Source organism: Sulfitobacter sp. IGS-18, assembly GCF_059628195.1.
Window position 1 is genome coordinate 938,889 of the sequence record NZ_CM184556.1, and the last position, 19,054, is coordinate 957,942.

Below are 19,054 nucleotides of genomic sequence, written 5' to 3' on the forward strand. Positions count from 1 at the left end.
AGAATCACGAGGGGGTGTCCGCCCCCTGTTGATCTACGCTGAGTGAACTGCGAACCTTTCATGAAACTTGCATGCGGGAAAATAAGTGCCGTGCGGATTACGCTGATCGAGGACAACGCAAGCCTGGCCAAGGGCATCGGATACCGTCTGGAAGACGCAGGCCATGCCGTGGATCATCTGGCCGATGGGGCCGAGGCGGAAACCTATCTGCAGGCCGACGGGGCCGATCTGGTCATCCTCGACATCAACCTGCCGGGAGTGGACGGGCTGACGCTGCTGCGCCAGATGCGCCAGCGGGGCGATACCCGGCCGGTGATCCTGCTGACCGCACGGGCAGAGACCGAGGACCGCGTGCTCGGGCTCGATGCCGGTGCCGATGATTATCTGATCAAACCCTTCGACATGGCGGAACTGGAAGCCCGCGTGCGCGCCCTGCTGCGCAGGCGCGCCATTCCCCAGCAACAGCGCGAGGCCGTGGGCGCCCTGCAATATGATGTCGCCGGTCGGCAGTTGTTCGACGGTGAAACCGAGATCGACCTGCCACGCCGCGAGATGTCCATGTTCGAATGCCTCTATGCCGCCAATGGCAGGCTGGTGACCAAAAGCACCCTGCTGGACCATGCCTATGGTGTCGGCACCGATGTGGCCGATACGGTGGTCGAGGTCTATGTCTCGCGCCTGCGCCGACGGCTCAGCCCCCATGGCATCCAGATCAAGACCCAGCGCGGTCTGGGCTATCAACTCCTGACCGGGCAGGCAGAATGAGGCCGCATTCGCTCCGCTCCCGGCTGATCCTGATCATCCTGACCCCTTTGCTGCTGATCGCCCTGATCACCGGGATCTGGCAGTACAGGACAACGACACTCAGGGCCGAAGGCATCTTTGACCGGGGTCTTCTGTCGGCCGCCCTCGCAATCTCGCGCGATATTGCGGTTTCGGACGGCGACGCGCTGAGCCCGCCGACCCGCGCCATCCTCAGCGATACCTCGGGGGGCGAGATTTTCTACCACGTCTATGCGCCCGACGGCGTCTTTGTCACCGGCTATGCAACCCCGCCGGTGCAACCCCCGTCGGCCCCCCAGAATCAGGCCGAACCCTATTATTACGATGCCCGTTACCGGGGCGAGGAGGTGCGGGTCCTGCGGTTTCAGGATGGCACGACGATCAGCGGTGTCAGCGGGGTCTTCAACATCACGGTCTGGCAGAATGCCGATGTGCGCAACAACTTCGTGCATGAAGTCGTGACGCGATCCTTCGCTGTCATCGGTTTGCTTGTGGCCTCGGTGGCCCTTGTCGTCTGGTTCGGCGTCGCCCTTGGCCTGCGCCCGCTGCTGGATCTGGAAATGGCCATTGCCCGCCGGACCCCCACCGACCTGGAGCCGATCCGCCGTCCGGTGCCGATAGAGGCGCGCAAGCTTGTCGAAACGCTGAACACCCTGCTGGACCGGGTCTCTCGCCGGATCAGCTCGAAGGATGAATTCATCTCCAACGCCGCACATCAGTTGCGAAACCCTGTTGCCGGTGTGCTCGCCCTGGCCGAGGCGGTGCAGAACGCCCCGAGCCGCGAATCCGCCATCGCGCGCAGCGCCGAACTGGTCGATGCCGCCCGTGAAGCGAGCAGCCTGACAAACCAGCTATTGTCCTTTGAGCGGGCGAGCGGCACAGATGTTGACCGCTCCGGCACCCGGATCGACCTGCGCGACCTGCTGAGCCAGATCACCGAACGCTTCAAGGCCCAGATTGCGCCGAGGCAAGTGGATCTGACCCTCGCGCTTCCCGACAGGGCGGTCGTGATCAAGGGCGACGAATTCATGCTGCAGGAAGCCTTTTTGAACCTGTTGACGAATGCCGTGGTGCACGGCGGCCCCGACATGTCGGCCATCGCGGTCAACCTGGCCAGGGAAGGCGAGATGGCCGTGATCGAGGTGAAGGACAACGGCGTCGGCATCCCGCGCGAAAAATTCGTCGAAGCGGTCAGCCGTTTCGGTCAGGCCAATGGCGGCCCGGGCAGCGGGCTGGGCCTGCCCATCGCGGCGCGGGTGATGGAAAACCACGGTGGGTCGCTCAGGCTGCTCGACATATCGGAGGGGACGGCTGTGCTGCTCGCGCTTCCTTTGGATGAAGGGGACCTGCCGCACGACAGCCGCCGCAGAAGCGACTGACGATACAGCGTCCCGCCTTTAACCTGATACACGCCGTATCGCCGATGTCCCGAGAGAGCGGCAGGGTATCGGCGATTCAAGTTCAAGGCCGCGCGCTTTACCCGGTTGCGCCAGAGCGCCCCGATGATTTTGACCGCTGGGATAAATCAGGCGATCGGCGGTTTTTCGGCCAGCAGGATGAACCTTTCGTAAAGCCGGGTCCGCAGGTTGTTGCGCAACCCGGTGGTCTGCCGCTGCGCCCGCGCAATCGGCGCATGGGAGAGTTGCCGGATTGGCGAGAACCCGGCCGCCTCCAGCATGGGCGCCAGCCGTTCGGCCCTCAGCCCCCCAGCAAAGGGCAGACGCCGCATGATCGCGCGATGCTGTTCGCCCACCGCCCCGTCAATATGTGGCTCGGGTGAAATCCTGTTCCACAGCGCCAGAACCCGGGCGGCCACCCGCCCGGCAAGCGGCAGGTTCGCCCAGTCACCGTCATAGATCAGCAGCCGTCCGCCGGGGCGCAGAATGCGGTACCAATCGGCAAAGGCGGCCTCCGGCTCGACCAATGTCCAGACCAGATGGCGGCAAAGCACGGCGTCATAGCTGTTGTCAGGCTCCAGCGTGCGTGTGGCATCGGCATGAAGGAACCGCAAACGTGGCTTGCCTGCGTGTTTTTCGCGCGCCCGGGCCAGCATGGCTTCGGAAAAATCAAGCGCGGTGACGTCATGGCCCTGATCATGGATCAGCCTGGTGACCTCGCCCGTGCCACAGGCCAGCTCAAGCACACGCCTGGGCGCCGGTCCCAGATGTTCGCGCATCGGGGATGCCCAGGCCGCCGCTTCCGCGCCCGGCTCGATGCGGTGCCCAAAGGACATATCAAAGGTTGCAGCGCGCCGGGACCAATGGGCGCGGATTTCCTCGGTCAGATCGTGGTTCAGGGTCATTCGGTTTCCCGGGTAAGGATGTCGGTGAAACGATCTTTGGCGCGGCGCGGAAGATCGGCTGGAAAATCGGCTTGGGGAATGTCTCCGACCTGAATCAACATGACCATTCCCATCGCGAAATGCGGCGAGCATTTGATTCCGTAGCTGCCCGGCACTGTCAATGTCACGGTGAACTCTTCGTTGATCTGGCTTTTGAACGGCGCGGCACCCTGCGGCAGCATCCCGTCGATGATCGCGGCATTATGCCCCGATTGCACCGGGATGAAACGCACCGCGTCGCCGGGGGCGATTTTCAGAAATTCCGGTTCATAGATCATCGCCCCCTGGTCGTTGCGTGTGTACATCTGCACCTCATGCGTTTCGGCAAGGGCCACCGAGGGGGGCAGGGCGGACAGGATCGTCAGCAGCGCAATATGCTTCATCGGTTCACACCTCGTGACATAGAAAGCGAAAGACAGTTGCATTGTCGGCGGGGTCGCGGAGCCGGGTGGCCTGAACGCGAAAGATCGAGGCCAGCCGCGCGGTGCTCAGCACCTCATCGGGCGGCCCGCAGGCGACCATTCGCCCGTTGTCCATCACCGCCAGGCGGTCACAGCCCATCGCCTGGTTGAGATCATGCAGCGCCATGACCACCGTCACCGGCAGATTGGCCACCAGCCGCAGCAGCGACAGCTGGTGGTGGATATCAAGATGGTTGGTCGGCTCATCCAGGATCAGGATGCGCGGCCGCTGCGCCAGTGCCCGTGCGATCTGGACCCGCTGGCGTTCACCGCCCGACAGCGTGGCCCAGCGGTGCCCTGCCATCTGGGCCATGCCCACGGCCTCCAGCGCATCGGTCACGATGGCCCGGTCCTGCGCACCGAAAGGGGCCAGCGCCGACAGCCAGGGCGTGCGCCCCAACTCGACCACATCGCGCACCAAAAGTGCCTCTGAGGTTTCGGCGATCTGTTCCACAACCGCAATCTTTTGGGCGATGTCGCGCCTGCTGAGCGTGGTCAGGGGCGCGCCCTCCAGCAGCACGGTGCCGGTGCGGCGCGTCAGCAGTCCCGCCAAAAGACGCAGCAGCGTGGATTTGCCGGAACCGTTCGGGCCGATCAGGCCAAGCGTCTCACCCGGCGCAACCTCAAGCGAGACGTCCTCGACAATGGGCCGCGACCCTGCCGCCCAGCCAAGCGATTTTGCCTCCAGCCTCATGACCATCTCCTGTTGCGCACAAGGATCAGCGCAAAGCCCGGTGCGCCAACCAGCGCCGTGACCACACCAATCGGGACAACCTGACCGGGGATCAGCATGCGCGAGGCGATATCCGCCACGATCAGAAACACCGCCCCCGCCAGGGCCGAAGCAGGCACCAGCCGCGCGTGCCGGGGGCCGACGACAAAGCGCATGGCATGGGGGATCACAAGGCCCACGAAACCGATGGAGCCGACCAGGCTGACCATGGTGGCGGTCATCAGGGTCACGGCACCGATCAGCATGATCTGCACCCGACGCACCGCGATGCCAAGCGAGGCCGCCGAGGAGACCCCGAAGGAAAACGCATCCATCGCGCGGGCAAACCACAGGCAGATCAGAAAGCCGACCGCCGTGACGGGGGCCGCCAGCATCACATCGGGCCAGCGCACCCCCGACAGGTTGCCCAGCAGCCAGAACATGATGCCGCGCGCCTGTTCGGCATTTGCCGATTTGGCGATCAGAAAGGATGTGAGCGCGTTGAAAAGCTGCGAACCGGCGATGCCCGCAAGCACCAGCTGCGCCGAACCGCCACCCGCCGCGCGCGCCAGCATTGCCACCACGGCAAAGGCCAGCGTCGCCCCGACAAAGGCCCCGCCCGAGATGCCGAGCAGACCGCCGCCAACGCCCAGAATGGTGACCGCAACCGCACCGGCTCCGGCCCCTGCGGACACGCCCAACAAATAGGGATCGGCCAGCGCATTGCGCACCAATGCCTGCAGAACGACACCTGACAGGGCAAGCCCCGCACCACAGGCGGCAGCCAGAAGGGTGCGCGGCAGCCGGTAGCTCCAGATGATCCCGGCGTCGATGGGGTCCACAATCAGCCCGGCGTCCCAGATGTTATTGGCAAAGACCGCCGCCACCGTCGCAAGCGGCAGCGGCGTCTCGCCAATGACGACACCGCCCAGAACGGCCAGCATCAATATGGCCGCCCCCTGCGCGACCCGCAGCCCATATGTGCGCCGCAAAACGCGGGGGGCAGCCAGATCACTCATTGAAGATCAAACTCCGGCAGGGCCTCGGCCAAAGTCTCAAGCGCTGTGACATTGCGGATCGAGGGGTCCATCGAATGCGCGTTCAGGATCACGATGCGGTCATTCCTGACTGCGTCCATCTGGCTGGTCACCGGATCGCTGCGCAGGAATTCCAGCTTTTTCTCCACATCATCCGCCTCGAAACGGCGCCGGTCCATTTCGGCGACGACGATGACCGAAGGATTGGCGCGGGCGATGCTTTCCCAACTGACAACCGGCCATTCCTCGTCGCTTTGTACGACATTGCGCAGCCCGAGCTTGTCCATCATGTAACCCGGAGGTCCCTTGCGGCCCGCGACATAGGGGTCGATGTCCATCTCGGCGGAGGAGAACCAGAACACGGCCGAAGCATCCTCAAGATCCAGCGCCGCCGCCTGTTCGATGGCCGCCGCTTCGCGGGCTTTCAGATCGGCGACCAGAGCCGCGCCTTTTTCGGACACGTCAAAGATCTGTGCCAACTGGGTGACACCGGCATAGATGCTGTCCATTTCGAACATGGCCAGACGGGTGCCGTCCGATCCGGTGCTGTTGTCCTTGGCCCAGCAATCGGCGGGCAGCACGAAGGTCGGGATGCCAAGGTCGGCAAACTGATCGCGGGTGGCCACGATGCCCTGCGGGCCGATGTGCCATTCATATTGCACGACAACCACATCGGGGCGCTTCTCGACCACGGATTCAAAGCTGGGGTCATTGTCGGCCAGACGTTCAATGCCAGCGTTCAATTCGGTGAACTCCGGCAACACTTCGGTGAACCACACCGACGTTCCGGCAACCCTGTCGCCAAGCCCCAGCCCATACATCAGTTCGGTTCCGGCCTGACCGACAGTCACCGCCGTTTCAGGGGCCGCGTCAAAGGTGACGTCGACGCCGCAATTCTCGATCGTCAGGGGATAGGCCGTCTGGGCCTGCGCCACCGGCGCGAAACAGACCGCGCCCAGCAGGGCCGCCCTTAGTTTCTTGTGGTACATCCTATGTCTCCGGAGTGTGATGCGCCCGGAGACAAAGAGGGTATGGCGAACCCATGGCTGGCCTGCATGGCAACCGGGGCGGCTGACATCTGCAGGCTGGCGATGGAGGGTGCGTGGGAGCACCGCTGGACAAAGTTCATTCGACACCTCCCCGGACTCCCCGCCCGGGCCGCGTTACGTTTGCTGTCGGCAGGTCTCCTGACTGGCGGGTCGTCACGGCAGCGGCCTTCCCATGGCACGGGGCCACAGTGGCATGATCGCTGCACGCTCATCGCCTACAGTTGCGGGGGCAGTTCCGGTTCACCGGCGGACCGGTGGCGGATTCCCTTTTGATTCCTTGCGGAAACCGACAGGCGTTGTTCTAGCCAGCAATTTCCGCAGCCGCAATCGCCGATCTCGGGCCGCTCAACCACAGCCCGGAGCGCGACGGGTCGCAGCTGCGCGGCAGGGGCGGCGGCACAGGTCATTTCAGGCCCTGCGCCTCCATCGCTTCGGCCAGTGCCTCAAGCCCGTCGATGATCCGGGTCGAAGGGTTCAGCGTCATCGCGTCCATCGGCAGCACCCGGCCCTCGCTGACCGCCTCCATCAGGCTGGCCACCGGATCGCCGGTCAGGAACGCCATCTTGGCCTCGGTCGAATCCATCGGATAGCGGCGGCGGCTCATGTCGGCGATGGCGATGATCGTCGGGTTCTTCCGGGCGATGGTCTCCCAGCTCACGGTCGGCCAGTCCTCGAAACTGTCGATGATGTTGGTCATCCCGAGTTGCCGGGCCATGTAGCCCGGTGCGCCGTTCTGCCCGGCGACATAGGGGTCGGCCTCCGTGGTTGCCGACGAGAACCAGAAGACGACGCTGACATCCCCGGAGACCGCGCCGACCCTTGCCTTTGCCGCTGCTTCACGCTTGCGCAGATCCGCGATCAGCGCCGCGCCCCGGTCCTGGACGTCAAAGATCTCGGCCAGCTCGGCAATGTCACGATAAACGAGGTCCATCTCGAAGGGCACCGGGCGCGGGCCGTCCGAGGTTTCCATCTGCGGCCGGTCGGCACAATCCGAGGGCAGGTTGTAGGCCGGAATGCCGAGGTCCGCGAATTGCTGACGCGTGCCGACGGACCCCTTTATCCCGATGTAATATTGCAGGTCAGTCGTCACCAGGTCGGGGCGGCGTTCGATCACCGCCTCGAAGGAGGGGTTGTTGTTGTCCAGCCTTTCGATCCCGGCATCCACTTGCGCGAACTGCGGCAGCACCGGACTGCGCCAGACCGAGGTCGCCCTGACCCGGTCGGCCAGCCCCAGCTGATACAGGATATCGGTGCCCCGCTGGCCAAGCGAAACCACAGTCTCGGGGGCCTTCGGGAACACCAGTTCTATGCCGCAGTTGTCGATGGTCAGCGGATAGTCGGTTTTGGCCAATGCCGGCAGCGCCAGCACCATTGCCGTCAGGGCGGCGCCGCTCAGGGATTTGAGGGACATATGTGATCTCCGGTTGATGAAGCGACCGGAGACAGGAAGGGATTGCCGACCTCGGACGGCAACACGGCGCCGGCCGCGAGGGCCGGAGCATTGTTGCAGTTACCGGAAACCCCGAAAGGCCCCGTTGAGGAAAACGTCATATGGCACCTCCCCGGACACCCCGCCCGGACCGCGTTGCTGTTGCATGTCGGCAGGTCTCCTGACTGACGGGTCGCTGTGCTTGGCTGCCTTCCCATGGTCCTTGGACCACAGTGGCATTTATGGCTTGGCACTCGCCGTCTACAGTTGCGGGGGCAGTTCCGGTTCACCGCTTGCGCGGTGGCGGATTCCCTTTTGATTCCTTTCGGAAACCGACAGAAACTGGTTAACCTCTCGTTCTGGTGAATACAATCACACCTCGACGGTGACCTTGCCGATCGGGTTCGAACAGCAGGCCAGGATATAACCCTCCGCGATATCATCCTCCGAGATGCCGCCGTTATGGACCATGTGAACATCGCCCTCGGTCTTGCGGATCTTGCAGGTGCCGCAGATGCCAAAGGTGCAGCCCGACGGGATGTTGAGCCCGCTGGCCTTGGCCGCCGCCAGGACGGTGTCGGTCTGTGCGACCCTGGCAGTGACGCCCGAGGTGGCAAAGGTGATCTCGGCGCTGGTATCCTCGTCCGGCACGATGTCGTCCAGCGCGGGGGCCTCGGCCTCGTTCGGGGTGGGGGCCTGGAAATTCTCCTGGTGGTAGCGATCCATGTCATAGCCAAGACCCTGAAGCGCCTCGCGCACGGTCTGCATGAAGGGCTCGGGCCCACAGCAAAAGACTTCGCGCTCCAGATAATCGGGGGCCATGAGGCCCAGCATCAGCTGGTTGATCTGGCCGCGATAGCCGGTCCAGGGCGCAAAACGGTCGGCCGCCTTGACGATCCAGTGCAGGTCGATGCCCGGCACCCGGCTGGCCATGTGCTCCAGCCGCTGGCGAAAGATGATCTCGGACGGGCGGCGCGCGCAGTTCACAAAGACGATGTCAGGCTCGGTGCCCAGATCGAACATCCAGGTGGTCATCGACATCATCGGCGTGATGCCGGACCCGGCCGAGATGAACAGGTATTTGTCTGACGGGAAATCGGTATGGGTGAACCAGCCCGCCGGTCCCGTCACCTTCAGCCGCATGCCGGGTTCCAGGTGATCCAGCATCCAGCGTGTGCCGATGCTGTCAGCCTGCGCCTTGACGGTGATCGAGATCGACCGCGGCCGCGAGGGCGAGGAGGAAATCGTATAGGTCCGGTGCACGGTGCCGCCGGGCACCGGCAGTTCCAGCGTCAGGAACTGACCCGGCTTGAAGTCGAACAGCGCCCCCGAGGGCGCGCGAAAGGTGAATGTGGCGGTATTGGCCAGTTCGGGGATGACTGACACGCATTCCAGCGGTTCATCGTCCTGCCAGAAGATATTGGACGGATGGGCGATATCTTTCATCGTGTTACTCCGCCGCCATCTGGGTCGGGGTCAGCCGCCGCGACATCGTGTTGCAATACCAGTCGACAAAACCGATCACGCCGGTCTCGTGGATGGGCGAATAGGGACCGGGCTCATAGGCGGGTGAATTGATGCCGCGCTGGTTGTCTTCCACCACCCGGCGGTCCTCGTCATTGGTGGCGATCCAGACCTCGGTCAGGCGCCGGAGATCGTAATCCACACCTTCCACGGCATCCTTGTGGACCAGCCATTTGGTCGTGACTTGCGTTGTCGTCGCCGTCAGCGGTGTGACGCGAAAGACGATGGAATGATCCGGCAGGAAATGGTTCCAGGTGGTGGGGTAATGGTATTTCAGCAAAGTGCCGGCGGTGTCGTCCCGGACCCGCCCGAGAAACTTTGTCACTGCGGGTTTCAGATCCATCGTAAAGCTCTTGGCACCCGGCAGAAGCGGCATCCGCGCAAGGCGGTATTGCATGTCCTCGGCCATGCGGAATTGCGAGGGATAGCCCTGATCTTCCAGCCGGTCGAAATGGGTCTGAAGATGCGGCGGTGTCTCCCCTTCCTCGATGCCGGTGACGGTCGGATCATCGGTAAAGGACCGGCACAGGCCCGGATGGTTGCCGCCGCAATGGTAACATTCGCGGTTGTTTTCCCAGACCAGTTTCCAGTTGCCGTCTTCGATGATGCTTGTCTCATGCGCGACCTTGGCGTCGCTCAGGTCATGCACCGCAAGATAGGGCTGCGCGAGGGCGGCGAAGGCGTCGAAATCGGGCGCTTCATCGGCAAGGCAGATATAGATCAGCCCCTGCAGATCCCGGCAATGGACCGGCTTCAACCCATGCTGTGACGGATCGAAATCAGGCCCCATTTCGCGGGCCCACAACAGCTTTCCGTCCAGGCTATATGTCCATTGGTGGTAGGGGCAGACCAGGTTGGGCGATACGCCCTTTGCCTTGTTGCAGATGACCGAACCGCGATGGCGGCAGGAATTGTGAAAGGCGCGGATCACGCCATCGGAACCGCGCACGATGACCACGCCGTAGCTGCCGACCTGATGGGTGACATAGCTGCCCGCTTTGGTCAGTTCGCAGGCAGGGACGGCGAACAGCCAGTCGCGGTAGAAAATCGTTTCCATATCCGCGCGAAAGACGTCGGGATCGGTGTAGAAGGGTTGTTCCAGCGCATGGCCGGCGCGGCGCCGTGCCAGCAGGTCGCTGAGTGGGTGGGTCATCTTTCTGGTCTCCTGCCGCGCCCCGCGGATCGATTTGGGCAGATGACAGCACAAGACACCGATGGGCCGCAGCCTCTGGGAGGTGCCGCGCGCCAATTCAGTGCCAAGACCGCCACCCGCGGTTGAACAACTTCACCAAGGCTGGTTTCCGGACTTGATCGCAGCCCGTGAGGGCCCGAGGCGCAACGCCTTCCCGGGCTCCTCCTGCCCAGTGGCCGTTGATGCGCCGCATTACGATCTTACCGTTGCGGGGGCAGTGCCGGATTTTCGCCGGCTTCCCAATTCTCGGACCGAAGCCCGCACCTTGTCCTGTGATGATAGGCCGGACGCATGTTTTATGAAGATTTATTTGCGACCAAAACACTCTTGGAAAAGACAGCAACGCATTTTCCCGGAAGGGGAAGGTAAAAAGGCCGACATCTATATATTGACAGTTTGCCTCAAGTTCACCCAATATGCAGTTGCTTTGGTGCCGGCGACTCGTCTTGCCGGTGAAAAGGGAAGCTGGTGAAAATCCGGCACTGCCCCCGCAACTGTAAGCAGCGAGTCACGTCCCGTTACCACTGGTGCATGCCGCACCGGGAAGGGGGCCGCGACACCCGAGCTGCGAGTCAGGAGACCTGCCGGAGCGCCATAGATGACGACCGCGGCGGAGGGCCGGGGCGCGTGTTCCGGTGCCGCTGGCGCCCGATCCCGTGCCCTTGCTTTCGTGCCAACACCATAGTGAGGACAGGGCAAATGACCATTACAGTCTATTCCAAACCGGCCTGCGTGCAATGCACCGCAACCACCCGCGCGCTTGAGATGCGCGGCATTGATTTTCAGCTGATCGACCTGACCGAGGATGCCGCGGCAATGGCACTGGTGCAGGGTCTGGGCTATCGGCAGGCCCCCGTCGTGGTGGCAGGCGATGATCACTGGGCCGGATTCCGCCCCGACAAGATCAGCGCGATGATCTGAGGGCGCGGCAATGGGCGGGCTGGTCTATTTCTCGTCCCGGTCGCAGAACACGCATCGTTTCGTGGGCCGGACCGGTCTGGCGGCGGCGCGTATTCCGCCGGACCCCGAAGCGCCGCTGCCCGCTCCCGACGCGCCCTTTGTGCTGGTCACACCGACCTTTGCGGACGGGCAGGGGCGCGGCGCGGTTCCCAAACCGGTGATCCGCTTTCTCAACATCGCGCGCAACCGTGCGCTGTTGCGCGGGGTCATCGCCTCGGGCAACCGGAACTTCGGCGCGACCTATGCGCTGGCGGGCGATGTGATCGCCAGAAAATGCGCCGTGCCGGTGCTGTATCGCTTTGAACTCGCGGGGACCGACGGTGATGTCGCCCGTGTCCTGGATGGATTGGACAGATTTTGGAAAACGCAACTCTCGACCGCGAACTGACCGACAGCGCCCCGGCCGCAGCGGTGCCTGCCGAATGGCAGGGGCTCGACTACCACGCGCTGAACGCGATGCTGAACCTCTATGACGATCAGGGGCATATCCGTTTCGACGCCGACCGCATGGCGGCGCGGCAGTACTTCCTGCAGCATGTGAACCAGAACACGGTGTTCTTTCATTCGCTGGATGAAAAGCTGGACTATCTGGTCAGCGAAGGCTTTTACGAAGAGGCCGTGCTGAAGCAATATGACCGCGGCTTCCTGCACCGGATCTGGGCGGCAGCCTTTGCCCTGAAATTCCGTTTTCCGACCTTCCTGGGCGCGTTCAAATACTACACCAGCTACACGCTGAAAACGCTGGACGGGAAACGCTACCTCGAACGCTTCGAAGACCGCGTGGTGATGGTCGCCCTGACGCTGGCGCGCGGCAGTGAAGACGACGCGATGCGCCTGATGAACGAGATCATCGCTGGCCGGTTCCAGCCCGCAACGCCGACCTTCCTGAACGCGGGCAAGGCGCAAAGGGGCGAGCTGATCTCCTGTTTCCTGCTGCGTCTGGAAGACAACATGGAAAGCATCGGGCGGGGCATCAATTCGGCCCTGCAATTGTCCAAGCGCGGCGGCGGCGTGGCCCTGCTGCTGACCAACCTGCGCGAACATGGTGCGCCGATCAAAGGGATCGAGAACCAGTCGTCCGGGGTGATCCCGGTGATGAAACTGCTGGAAGACAGCTTTTCCTATGCCAACCAGCTGGGCGCGCGTCAGGGCGCCGGAGCCGTCTATCTGAACGCGCACCACCCCGATATCCTGCGTTTCCTCGATACCAAGCGCGAAAATGCGGATGAAAAGATCCGGATCAAGACTCTGTCGCTGGGCGTCGTCATCCCCGACATCACCTTTACCCTGGCCAAGAAGAACGAGGATATGTACCTGTTCTCGCCGCATGATGTGGAACGGGTCTACAAGATGCCTTTCTCGGAAATCTCGGTGACCGAGAAATACCACGAGATGGTGGACAACCCCAGGATCCGAAAGAAAAAGATCAACGCGCGGGCGTTCTTCCAGACGCTGGCCGAGATCCAGTTTGAATCGGGCTATCCCTATATCATGTTCGAAGACACGGTGAACCGCGCCAACCCGGTCAAGGGGCGCATCGTCATGTCGAACCTGTGTTCCGAGATTCTCCAGGTCAGCGAGGCCTCCGAATTCAACGACGATCTGAGCTACAAGCATCTGGGCACCGATATCTCCTGCAACCTCGGGTCACTCAACATCGCCAAGGCAATGGACGGGGGCGATCTGGGGGGCACGGTGCAGGCGGCGATCCGGGCGTTGAACGCGGTTTCGGAACTGTCGGCGATCGACTCGGTGCCTTCCGTGCGCCGGGGCAACGACGAAGGACATGCCATCGGGCTCGGGCAGATGAACCTGCACGGTTTCCTCGCGCGCGAGCACATCCACTACGGCAGCGCCGAGGGTGTGGATTTCACCAACATCTATTTCGCTACGGTGCTGTTCCACTGTCTGCGCGCATCTAACGCATTGGCGCGCGAACGCGGCCGCAGCTTTGCCGGTTTCGAAGCGTCGAAATACGCCGATGGCAGTTTTTTCGATACCTATGTCGAACGGGACTGGCTGCCCGAAACCGCGCGCGTCAAGGCCCTGTTTGATCAGTTCGGGATCGAAGTGCCCAGCCGTCAGGACTGGAACGCGCTGAAAGAAGAGGTCATGAAGGACGGGCTGTTCAACCGCAACCTTCAGGCGGTGCCGCCGACCGGGTCGATCAGCTATATCAACAATTCGACCTCGTCGATCCACCCGATCACCTCGAAGATCGAGATCCGCAAGGAGGGCAAGCTGGGCCGCGTCTATTACCCGGCGCCCTATATGACCAACGACAATCTTGTATACTACCGGGATGCCTATGAAATCGGGCCGGAGGCGATCATCGACACCTATGCCGCTGCCACGCAGCATGTGGATCAGGGCCTGTCGCTGACGCTGTTTTTCAAGGACACCGCCAGCACCCGCGACATCAACCGCGCCCAGATCTACGCCTGGAAGAAAGGCATCAAGACAATCTATTACATCCGCCTTCGCCAACTGGCGCTGGAAGGAACCGAGGTGCAGGGCTGCGTCTCCTGCTCGTTGTGAGGACCGAAATGAAAGATCTGACCCATTCCCGCCCCGTGCCGCGCGCGATCAACTGGAACCGTTTGCAGGACGACAAGGACCTGGAAATCTGGAACCGTCTGACGGTGAACTTCTGGCTGCCGGAAAAGATGCCGCTGTCGAACGACATCCAAAGCTGGTCGCAATTGTCGGAGGAGGAACAGCGCCTGACCATCCGCGTGTTCACCGGCCTGACACTGCTGGACACGATCCAGAACACCGTCGGCGCACCCGCGCTGATGGCCGATGCGGTCACGCCGCATGAAGAGGCGGTTCTGACCAATATCGCCTTCATGGAAGCGGTCCATGCGCGGTCCTATTCCTCCATCTTCTCGACCTTATGTTCCACTGCCGAGGTGGACGAGGCGTTCCGCTGGTCGGAAGAGAATGCGCAGCTGCAGCAGAAATCGCGGCTGATCCTGGATGAATATGACGCCACATCGAACCCGCTGCGCAAGAAGGTGGCCAGCGTGTTTCTGGAAAGCTTCCTGTTCTATTCCGGCTTTTACCTGCCGATGCATTGGTCCAGCCGCGCCAGGCTGACCAACACCGCCGATCTGATCCGCCTGATCATCCGCGACGAGGCGGTGCATGGCTATTACATCGGCTACAAGTTCCAGCGCGCCATGGAACGGCTGACCGAAGCGGAGCGGGCCGAGTTGAAAGACTTCGCCTTTGCGCTGATGTTCGACCTCTACGAGATCGAGACCCGCTATACCGCGATGCTCTATGACCCGCTGGGGCTGACCGAAGATGTAAAGAGCTTTCTGCACTACAACGCCAACAAGGCGCTGCAGAACCTCGGCTTCGAATCGCTGTTCCCCGAGGAATTGTGCAAGGTGAACCCGGCGATCATGGCGGCCCTCAGCCCCAATGCGGATGAGAACCACGATTTCTTTTCCGGTTCCGGCTCATCCTATGTCATCGGCAAGGCCGAGGCGACCGAAGACGCCGATTGGGATTTCTGAACGCGCGGGGCGGCCTGCGGTCTCGAATTCGCGCGTGGGGAAAGCGGAAACGGCTCGCAGGTCGCCCGGCCGTACCAGGCACAAACATCTCCTTTGCACGCGCGCCGGTGAACCGGATCCGCGATGCGCCTCGAACGCCGGTTTTGCCGCACAGCTGACAGCGGCGGCTATTCCGCCGCGATGACGGCCCGTGGGGCAGGCACATAGTTCAGGATCGGCGCAAGCCAGCGTTCAACCTCGTCAAAGGGCATGTTCTTGCGGCTGGCATAATCCTGCACCTGATCCCGTTCGATCTTGGACACGCCGAAATAATAGCTGTCGGGATGCGCGATATAGAGGCCGGACACCGATGATCCCGGCCACATCGCCATGCTTTCCGTCAGCGTGACACCTGTGGCGGCCTCGGCGTCCAGCAGGCTGAACAGGGTGCGCTTCTCTGTGTGGTCGGGCTGGGCGGGATAGCCCGGGGCGGGGCGGATGCCCTGATAGGGCTCGCCGACCAGTTCGTCAGGCGCAAAGGTTTCATCGGCGGCATAGGCCCAGTAACTGCGGCGCACGCGCTGGTGCAGCATTTCCGCCATGGCCTCGGCAAAGCGGTCGGCCAGCGCTTTGACAAGGATCGCGGAATAATTGTCGTTTTCCTTGTCGAACCCTTTGGCGATCTCTGCCTCCTGCGCACCTGCGGTCACGACAAACCCGCCGACCCAGTCGTCGGTCCCATCGGGGGCGACAAAATCGGCCAGTGCCACATTGGGGCGTCCGGGGCGTTTGGCATGTTGCTGGCGCAGCGTGTGCAATCTGGCCAGATCACTGGTGCGGGAGCTGTCGGTGAACAGCTGGATGTCATCGCCCCGTGCATTGGCGGGCCAGAACCCGACAACCGCCCGCGGCCCGAACCATTTTTCATCAATGATCCGTTTCAGCATTTGCCTGGCGTCGGCAAACAGCGCCCGCGCGGCTTCGCCCTGTTTTTCATCCTCAAGGATTTTCGGATAGACGCCCTTCAGCTCCCATGTGCGAAAGAACGGCGTCCAGTCGATATATTCGGCAATCTCGGCCAGATCCCAATCCTCGATGGTCCTGGCACCGGTGAAGCTGGGGGCGGGCACGGTATAACCGCTCCAGTCGATCCGCATCGCATTGGCGCGCGCCTCGGCCAGCGGCACACGTTTCTTGGCGCGTTCGGCGCGTTCATGACGCTCGGTCACCTCGATGTATTCGGATCTGATCCTGTCGATATAGGCGGCCTTGCGGTCCTTGCTCAGCAATTCGCCAACCACCCCCACCGCGCGGCTGGCATCCAGCACATGGACCGCCTGACCCCGGGTGTAGCGCGGCGCGATCTTGACGGCGGTATGTACCTTTGAGGTGGTGGCGCCCCCGATCAGCAGCGGAATGTCAAAGCCCTCGCGCTCCAGCTCGGCGGCCAGGTGGGACATTTCGTCAAGGCTGGGGGTGATCAGGCCGGACAGGCCGATCACATCGACATTCTCGTCGCGGGCGATCTGCAGGATCTTCTGCGGCGGCACCATCACCCCAAGGTCGATGATTTCATAGTTGTTGCAGGCCAGCACGACGCCGACGATGTTCTTGCCGATGTCATGCACGTCGCCCTTGACCGTGGCCATCAGCACCTTGCCCGCGGTCTCGCGGCCGACACCGCCGTTCAGCCGCTTTTCCTCTTCCATGTAAGGCAGCAGGACCGCCACGGCCTGTTTCATCACCCGGGCCGATTTGACCACCTGCGGCAGGAACATCTTGCCCGCGCCAAACAGGTCTCCGACCACGTTCATGCCCGCCATCAGCGGCCCTTCGATCACATGCAGGGGGCGTTCGGCAGACTGGCGCGCTTCCTCGGTATCGGCTTCGATGAACTCGGTGATGCCGTTGACCAGCGCATGTTCCATCCGCTTTTCGACACTCCATTCGCGCCATGCCAGATCACGCAGCTTTTCCGTGCGCGCGCCGCCGCGAAAACGGTCGGCGATGTCCAGCATCCGTTCGGTTGCATCGTCGCGACGGTTCAGCACCACATCTTCGCAGGCCTCGCGCAACTCGGGATCAATCTGGTCATAAACCGCCAGCTGCCCCGCGTTGACGATCCCCATGTCCATGCCCGCCTGAATGGCGTGGTAGAGGAACACCGCATGCATCGCCTCGCGCACCGTGTCATTGCCGCGGAAGGAGAACGACAGGTTCGACACCCCGCCCGAGACATGGGCATGGGGCAGGTTGCTGCGGATCCAGCGCGTCGCCTCGATGAAATCGACGCCGTAATTGTTGTGTTCCTCGATGCCAGTCGCCACGGCGAACACATTGGGGTCAAAGATGATGTCTTCGGGGGGAAAGCCGACCTCATCCACCAGGATGCGGTAGGCGCGTTCGCAAATCTGGATCTTGCGCGCGCAGGTGTCGGCCTGCCCGTCCTCGTCAAAGGCCATGACGACCACTGCGGCACCATAGGCAAGGCACAGGCGCGCATGGTGGCGAAAGGCGTCTTCGCCCTCTTTCATGCTGATCGAATTGACCACGGACTTGCCCTGAACACATTGCAGGCCTGCCTCGATCACCTCCCATTTCGAACTGTCGATCATGACCGGCACCCGGGCAATGTCCGGCTCGGCGGCGACAAGGTTCAGGAACTCGATCATCGCGGCCTTTGAATCGATCAGCCCCTCGTCCATGTTGACGTCGATGATCTGGGCACCGTTTTCGACCTGATCCCGCGCCACGTCCAGTGCCGCACTGTAATCGCGGTTGGTGATCAGCTTGCGGAACCGCGCAGAGCCGGTGACATTGGTGCGTTCGCCCACATTCACAAAGGGAATGTCGGGGGTCAGAACAAAGGGCTCCAGCCCGGACAGGCGCAGATGGCGGCTCATGCTGCCACCTTGCCTTGCAACCGGCGGGGGGCATGGGGTGCCACCGCCTCTGCAATGGCGGCGATATGGTCGGGCGTGGTGCCACAGCAGCCGCCGACCACGTTCACCAGCCCTTCGGCAGCGAATTCGGCCACCTGCCGCGCAGTATCCCCGGGCCCTTCGTCGTATTGCCCGAAGGCATTGGGCAACCCGGCATTGGGATAGGCACAGATCAGCGTATCGGCCACCCCCGCAAGCTCCGCGATATGCGGGCGCATCGCGCTGGCCCCAAGCGCACAGTTCAGACCCACGGTGAACGGCCGCGCATGGCTGACCGAATGCCAGAAGGCGGTGGGCGTCTGCCCCGACAGCGTGCGCCCGGAGGCATCGGTAATGGTCCCCGAGATCATCAGCGGCAGCCTGCTGCCCTGTTCCTCAAAAGCCTCGAAGCAGGCGAAAATCGCAGCCTTGGCGTTCAGCGTGTCAAAGATCGTCTCGATCAGGATCAGATCGGCCCCGCCCGCGATCAGCCCGCGCACCTGCTGGCCGTAGGCCAGGCGCAAGTCGTCGAAGGTGACAGCACGGTATCCCGGATCGTTCACATCCGGGCTGAGTGATGCGGTTCGGTTTGTCGGCCCGACCGCCCCCGCCACGAAGCGCGGCCTGCCGTCGATGGCCGTCGCCCGGTTCATCGCAGCACGGGCGATGCGCGCCCCTTCGGCGTTCAGGTCGTGCACGGCGCTTTCCATCCCGTAATCGGCCTGGGCGATGGTGGTGGCAGAGAATGTGTTGGTCTCGACAATATCCGCACCGGCCATCGCAAAGGCGAAATGGATATCCTCCACCGCCTGCGGCTGCGTCAGGGTCAAAAGGTCGTTGTTGCCCTTCTGCGGATGCTCGGAATGGTGGCGGCAGGCATGGCCGGACCCATGCCCGGCGTAGTCCTCTTCACTCAGGCCAAGGGTCTGGATCTGCGTGCCCATGGCACCGTCGAGGATCAGGATGCGCTCGCGTGCAAGGGCAGCGATCTGCTGGGCGGGATCTGGTTTTTGGGATGTCATGCGCTGCACATAGGTCATCGGGGGAGAAGAGGAAAATTCATAATATTGCAGAACAATATGAAAATCTCTCATGTCGGCATGATCTGACTTAACAGAGTAAATTTGTCGACTTTTTAGTTG

The 19,054-nt window shown here is 62.6% G+C and carries 16 protein-coding genes and 4 riboswitches; of the genes, 6 read left to right on the forward strand and 10 right to left on the reverse strand.

Features of this window, described 5'->3' with window-relative positions:
- Window positions 1-60 precede the first annotated feature (60 nt).
- Together ACWNZ3_RS04580 and ACWNZ3_RS04585 are read left to right on the forward strand one after the other, a co-directional pair.
- A complete protein-coding gene (locus ACWNZ3_RS04580) occupies window positions 61-765 on the forward strand; it encodes a response regulator transcription factor (RefSeq protein ID WP_331284224.1) in 705 nt (234 codons plus the stop codon).
- Complete coding sequence (locus tag ACWNZ3_RS04585) at window positions 762-2,162, forward strand: sensor histidine kinase N-terminal domain-containing protein (protein ID WP_496901366.1); 1,401 nt, start codon at window positions 762-764, stop codon at window positions 2,160-2,162. Before ACWNZ3_RS04580 ends, ACWNZ3_RS04585 begins: the two co-directional genes overlap by 4 nt.
- Window positions 2,163-2,308: 146 nt before the next feature.
- Here ACWNZ3_RS04585 and ACWNZ3_RS04590 read toward each other — a convergent pair whose 3' ends face one another.
- The 8 genes from ACWNZ3_RS04590 to ACWNZ3_RS04625 all read right to left on the reverse strand — a co-directional run bounded on the left by ACWNZ3_RS04590 (window position 2,309) and on the right by ACWNZ3_RS04625 (window position 10,489).
- Entirely contained in the window at window positions 2,309-3,085 is a 777-nt protein-coding gene (locus tag ACWNZ3_RS04590) for a class I SAM-dependent methyltransferase (protein WP_496901367.1), read from the reverse strand.
- Entirely contained in the window at window positions 3,082-3,507 is a 426-nt protein-coding gene (locus ACWNZ3_RS04595) for a pseudoazurin (protein WP_496901368.1), read from the reverse strand. Before ACWNZ3_RS04595 ends, ACWNZ3_RS04590 begins: the two co-directional genes overlap by 4 nt.
- A gap of 4 nt (window positions 3,508-3,511) precedes the next feature.
- On the reverse strand, window positions 3,512-4,279 hold the full coding sequence (locus ACWNZ3_RS04600) for an ABC transporter ATP-binding protein (RefSeq protein ID WP_496901369.1): 768 nt from the start codon (window positions 4,277-4,279) through the stop codon (window positions 3,512-3,514).
- Window positions 4,276-5,316 (reverse strand): FecCD family ABC transporter permease, encoded by a 1,041-nt coding sequence (locus ACWNZ3_RS04605; RefSeq protein ID WP_496901370.1) that lies wholly within the window; start codon window positions 5,314-5,316, stop codon window positions 4,276-4,278. Before ACWNZ3_RS04605 ends, ACWNZ3_RS04600 begins: the two co-directional genes overlap by 4 nt.
- Window positions 5,313-6,323, reverse strand: coding sequence for an ABC transporter substrate-binding protein (locus tag ACWNZ3_RS04610; RefSeq protein WP_496901371.1), 1,011 nt, complete (start codon window positions 6,321-6,323; stop codon window positions 5,313-5,315). The genes ACWNZ3_RS04605 and ACWNZ3_RS04610 overlap by 4 nt, the downstream gene beginning before the upstream one ends.
- 171 nt (window positions 6,324-6,494) lie before the next feature.
- Window positions 6,495-6,689: riboswitch (cobalamin riboswitch) on the reverse strand.
- A 97-nt stretch (window positions 6,690-6,786) separates the two neighbouring features.
- Complete coding sequence (locus tag ACWNZ3_RS04615; protein ID WP_496901372.1) at window positions 6,787-7,794, reverse strand: ABC transporter substrate-binding protein; 1,008 nt, start codon at window positions 7,792-7,794, stop codon at window positions 6,787-6,789.
- Between the two features lie 171 nt (window positions 7,795-7,965).
- Window positions 7,966-8,164, reverse strand: a riboswitch (cobalamin riboswitch).
- A 20-nt stretch (window positions 8,165-8,184) separates the two neighbouring features.
- Complete coding sequence (locus tag ACWNZ3_RS04620) at window positions 8,185-9,258, reverse strand: FAD-binding oxidoreductase (protein ID WP_269362376.1); 1,074 nt, start codon at window positions 9,256-9,258, stop codon at window positions 8,185-8,187.
- A 4-nt stretch (window positions 9,259-9,262) separates the two neighbouring features.
- Window positions 9,263-10,489: an aromatic ring-hydroxylating oxygenase subunit alpha gene (locus tag ACWNZ3_RS04625; RefSeq protein ID WP_496901373.1), complete on the reverse strand. Its 1,227-nt coding sequence runs from the start codon at window positions 10,487-10,489 to the stop codon at window positions 9,263-9,265.
- 122 nt (window positions 10,490-10,611) lie between these two features.
- Window positions 10,612-10,810, reverse strand: a riboswitch (cobalamin riboswitch).
- Between the two features lie 129 nt (window positions 10,811-10,939).
- Window positions 10,940-11,131, forward strand: a riboswitch (cobalamin riboswitch).
- Window positions 11,132-11,227: 96 nt separating this feature from the next.
- On the opposite strand from ACWNZ3_RS04625, the gene nrdH reads away from it, so the two are divergent.
- The 4 genes from nrdH (at window position 11,228) to nrdF (ending at window position 15,012) form a co-directional block, all read left to right on the forward strand.
- Entirely contained in the window at window positions 11,228-11,449 is a 222-nt protein-coding gene (gene nrdH, locus ACWNZ3_RS04630) for a glutaredoxin-like protein NrdH (RefSeq protein WP_114274842.1), read from the forward strand.
- A gap of 10 nt (window positions 11,450-11,459) precedes the next feature.
- Complete coding sequence (gene nrdI / locus ACWNZ3_RS04635; protein WP_496901374.1) at window positions 11,460-11,876, forward strand: class Ib ribonucleoside-diphosphate reductase assembly flavoprotein NrdI; 417 nt, start codon at window positions 11,460-11,462, stop codon at window positions 11,874-11,876.
- A 68-nt stretch (window positions 11,877-11,944) separates the two neighbouring features.
- Complete coding sequence (gene nrdE / locus ACWNZ3_RS04640) at window positions 11,945-14,026, forward strand: class 1b ribonucleoside-diphosphate reductase subunit alpha (RefSeq protein ID WP_496901883.1); 2,082 nt, start codon at window positions 11,945-11,947, stop codon at window positions 14,024-14,026.
- Between the two features lie 8 nt (window positions 14,027-14,034).
- Window positions 14,035-15,012, forward strand: coding sequence for a class 1b ribonucleoside-diphosphate reductase subunit beta (nrdF, locus tag ACWNZ3_RS04645; protein WP_269362372.1), 978 nt, complete (start codon window positions 14,035-14,037; stop codon window positions 15,010-15,012).
- A gap of 167 nt (window positions 15,013-15,179) precedes the next feature.
- On the opposite strand, the gene metH is transcribed toward nrdF, so the two are convergent.
- Together metH and ACWNZ3_RS04655 are read right to left on the reverse strand one after the other, a co-directional pair.
- On the reverse strand, window positions 15,180-17,894 hold the full coding sequence (metH, locus tag ACWNZ3_RS04650) for a methionine synthase (RefSeq protein ID WP_496901375.1): 2,715 nt from the start codon (window positions 17,892-17,894) through the stop codon (window positions 15,180-15,182).
- Window positions 17,891-18,934: a homocysteine S-methyltransferase family protein gene (locus ACWNZ3_RS04655; RefSeq protein WP_496901376.1), complete on the reverse strand. Its 1,044-nt coding sequence runs from the start codon at window positions 18,932-18,934 to the stop codon at window positions 17,891-17,893. Before ACWNZ3_RS04655 ends, metH begins: the two co-directional genes overlap by 4 nt.
- Window positions 18,935-19,054 lie beyond the last annotated feature (120 nt).

Coding starts and splice junctions, on each gene's coding strand:
- ACWNZ3_RS04610 (WP_496901371.1), bottom strand. CDS start 6,323: ATGTACCACAAGAAACTAAGGGCGGCCCTGCTGGGCGCGGTCTGTTTC.
- metH (WP_496901375.1), bottom strand. CDS start 17,894: ATGAGCCGCCATCTGCGCCTGTCCGGGCTGGAGCCCTTTGTTCTGACC.
- ACWNZ3_RS04590 (WP_496901367.1), bottom strand. CDS start 3,085: ATGACCCTGAACCACGATCTGACCGAGGAAATCCGCGCCCATTGGTCC.
- ACWNZ3_RS04580 (WP_331284224.1), top strand. CDS start 61: ATGAAACTTGCATGCGGGAAAATAAGTGCCGTGCGGATTACGCTGATC.
- ACWNZ3_RS04615 (WP_496901372.1), bottom strand. CDS start 7,794: ATGTCCCTCAAATCCCTGAGCGGCGCCGCCCTGACGGCAATGGTGCTG.
- ACWNZ3_RS04585 (WP_496901366.1), top strand. CDS start 762: ATGAGGCCGCATTCGCTCCGCTCCCGGCTGATCCTGATCATCCTGACC.
- ACWNZ3_RS04625 (WP_496901373.1), bottom strand. CDS start 10,489: ATGACCCACCCACTCAGCGACCTGCTGGCACGGCGCCGCGCCGGCCAT.
- ACWNZ3_RS04605 (WP_496901370.1), bottom strand. CDS start 5,316: ATGAGTGATCTGGCTGCCCCCCGCGTTTTGCGGCGCACATATGGGCTG.
- nrdF (WP_269362372.1), top strand. CDS start 14,035: ATGAAAGATCTGACCCATTCCCGCCCCGTGCCGCGCGCGATCAACTGG.
- ACWNZ3_RS04600 (WP_496901369.1), bottom strand. CDS start 4,279: ATGAGGCTGGAGGCAAAATCGCTTGGCTGGGCGGCAGGGTCGCGGCCC.
- ACWNZ3_RS04595 (WP_496901368.1), bottom strand. CDS start 3,507: ATGAAGCATATTGCGCTGCTGACGATCCTGTCCGCCCTGCCCCCCTCG.
- nrdE (WP_496901883.1), top strand. CDS start 11,945: ATGCTGAACCTCTATGACGATCAGGGGCATATCCGTTTCGACGCCGAC.
- ACWNZ3_RS04655 (WP_496901376.1), bottom strand. CDS start 18,934: ATGACATCCCAAAAACCAGATCCCGCCCAGCAGATCGCTGCCCTTGCA.
- ACWNZ3_RS04620 (WP_269362376.1), bottom strand. CDS start 9,258: ATGAAAGATATCGCCCATCCGTCCAATATCTTCTGGCAGGACGATGAA.
- nrdH (WP_114274842.1), top strand. CDS start 11,228: ATGACCATTACAGTCTATTCCAAACCGGCCTGCGTGCAATGCACCGCA.
- nrdI (WP_496901374.1), top strand. CDS start 11,460: ATGGGCGGGCTGGTCTATTTCTCGTCCCGGTCGCAGAACACGCATCGT.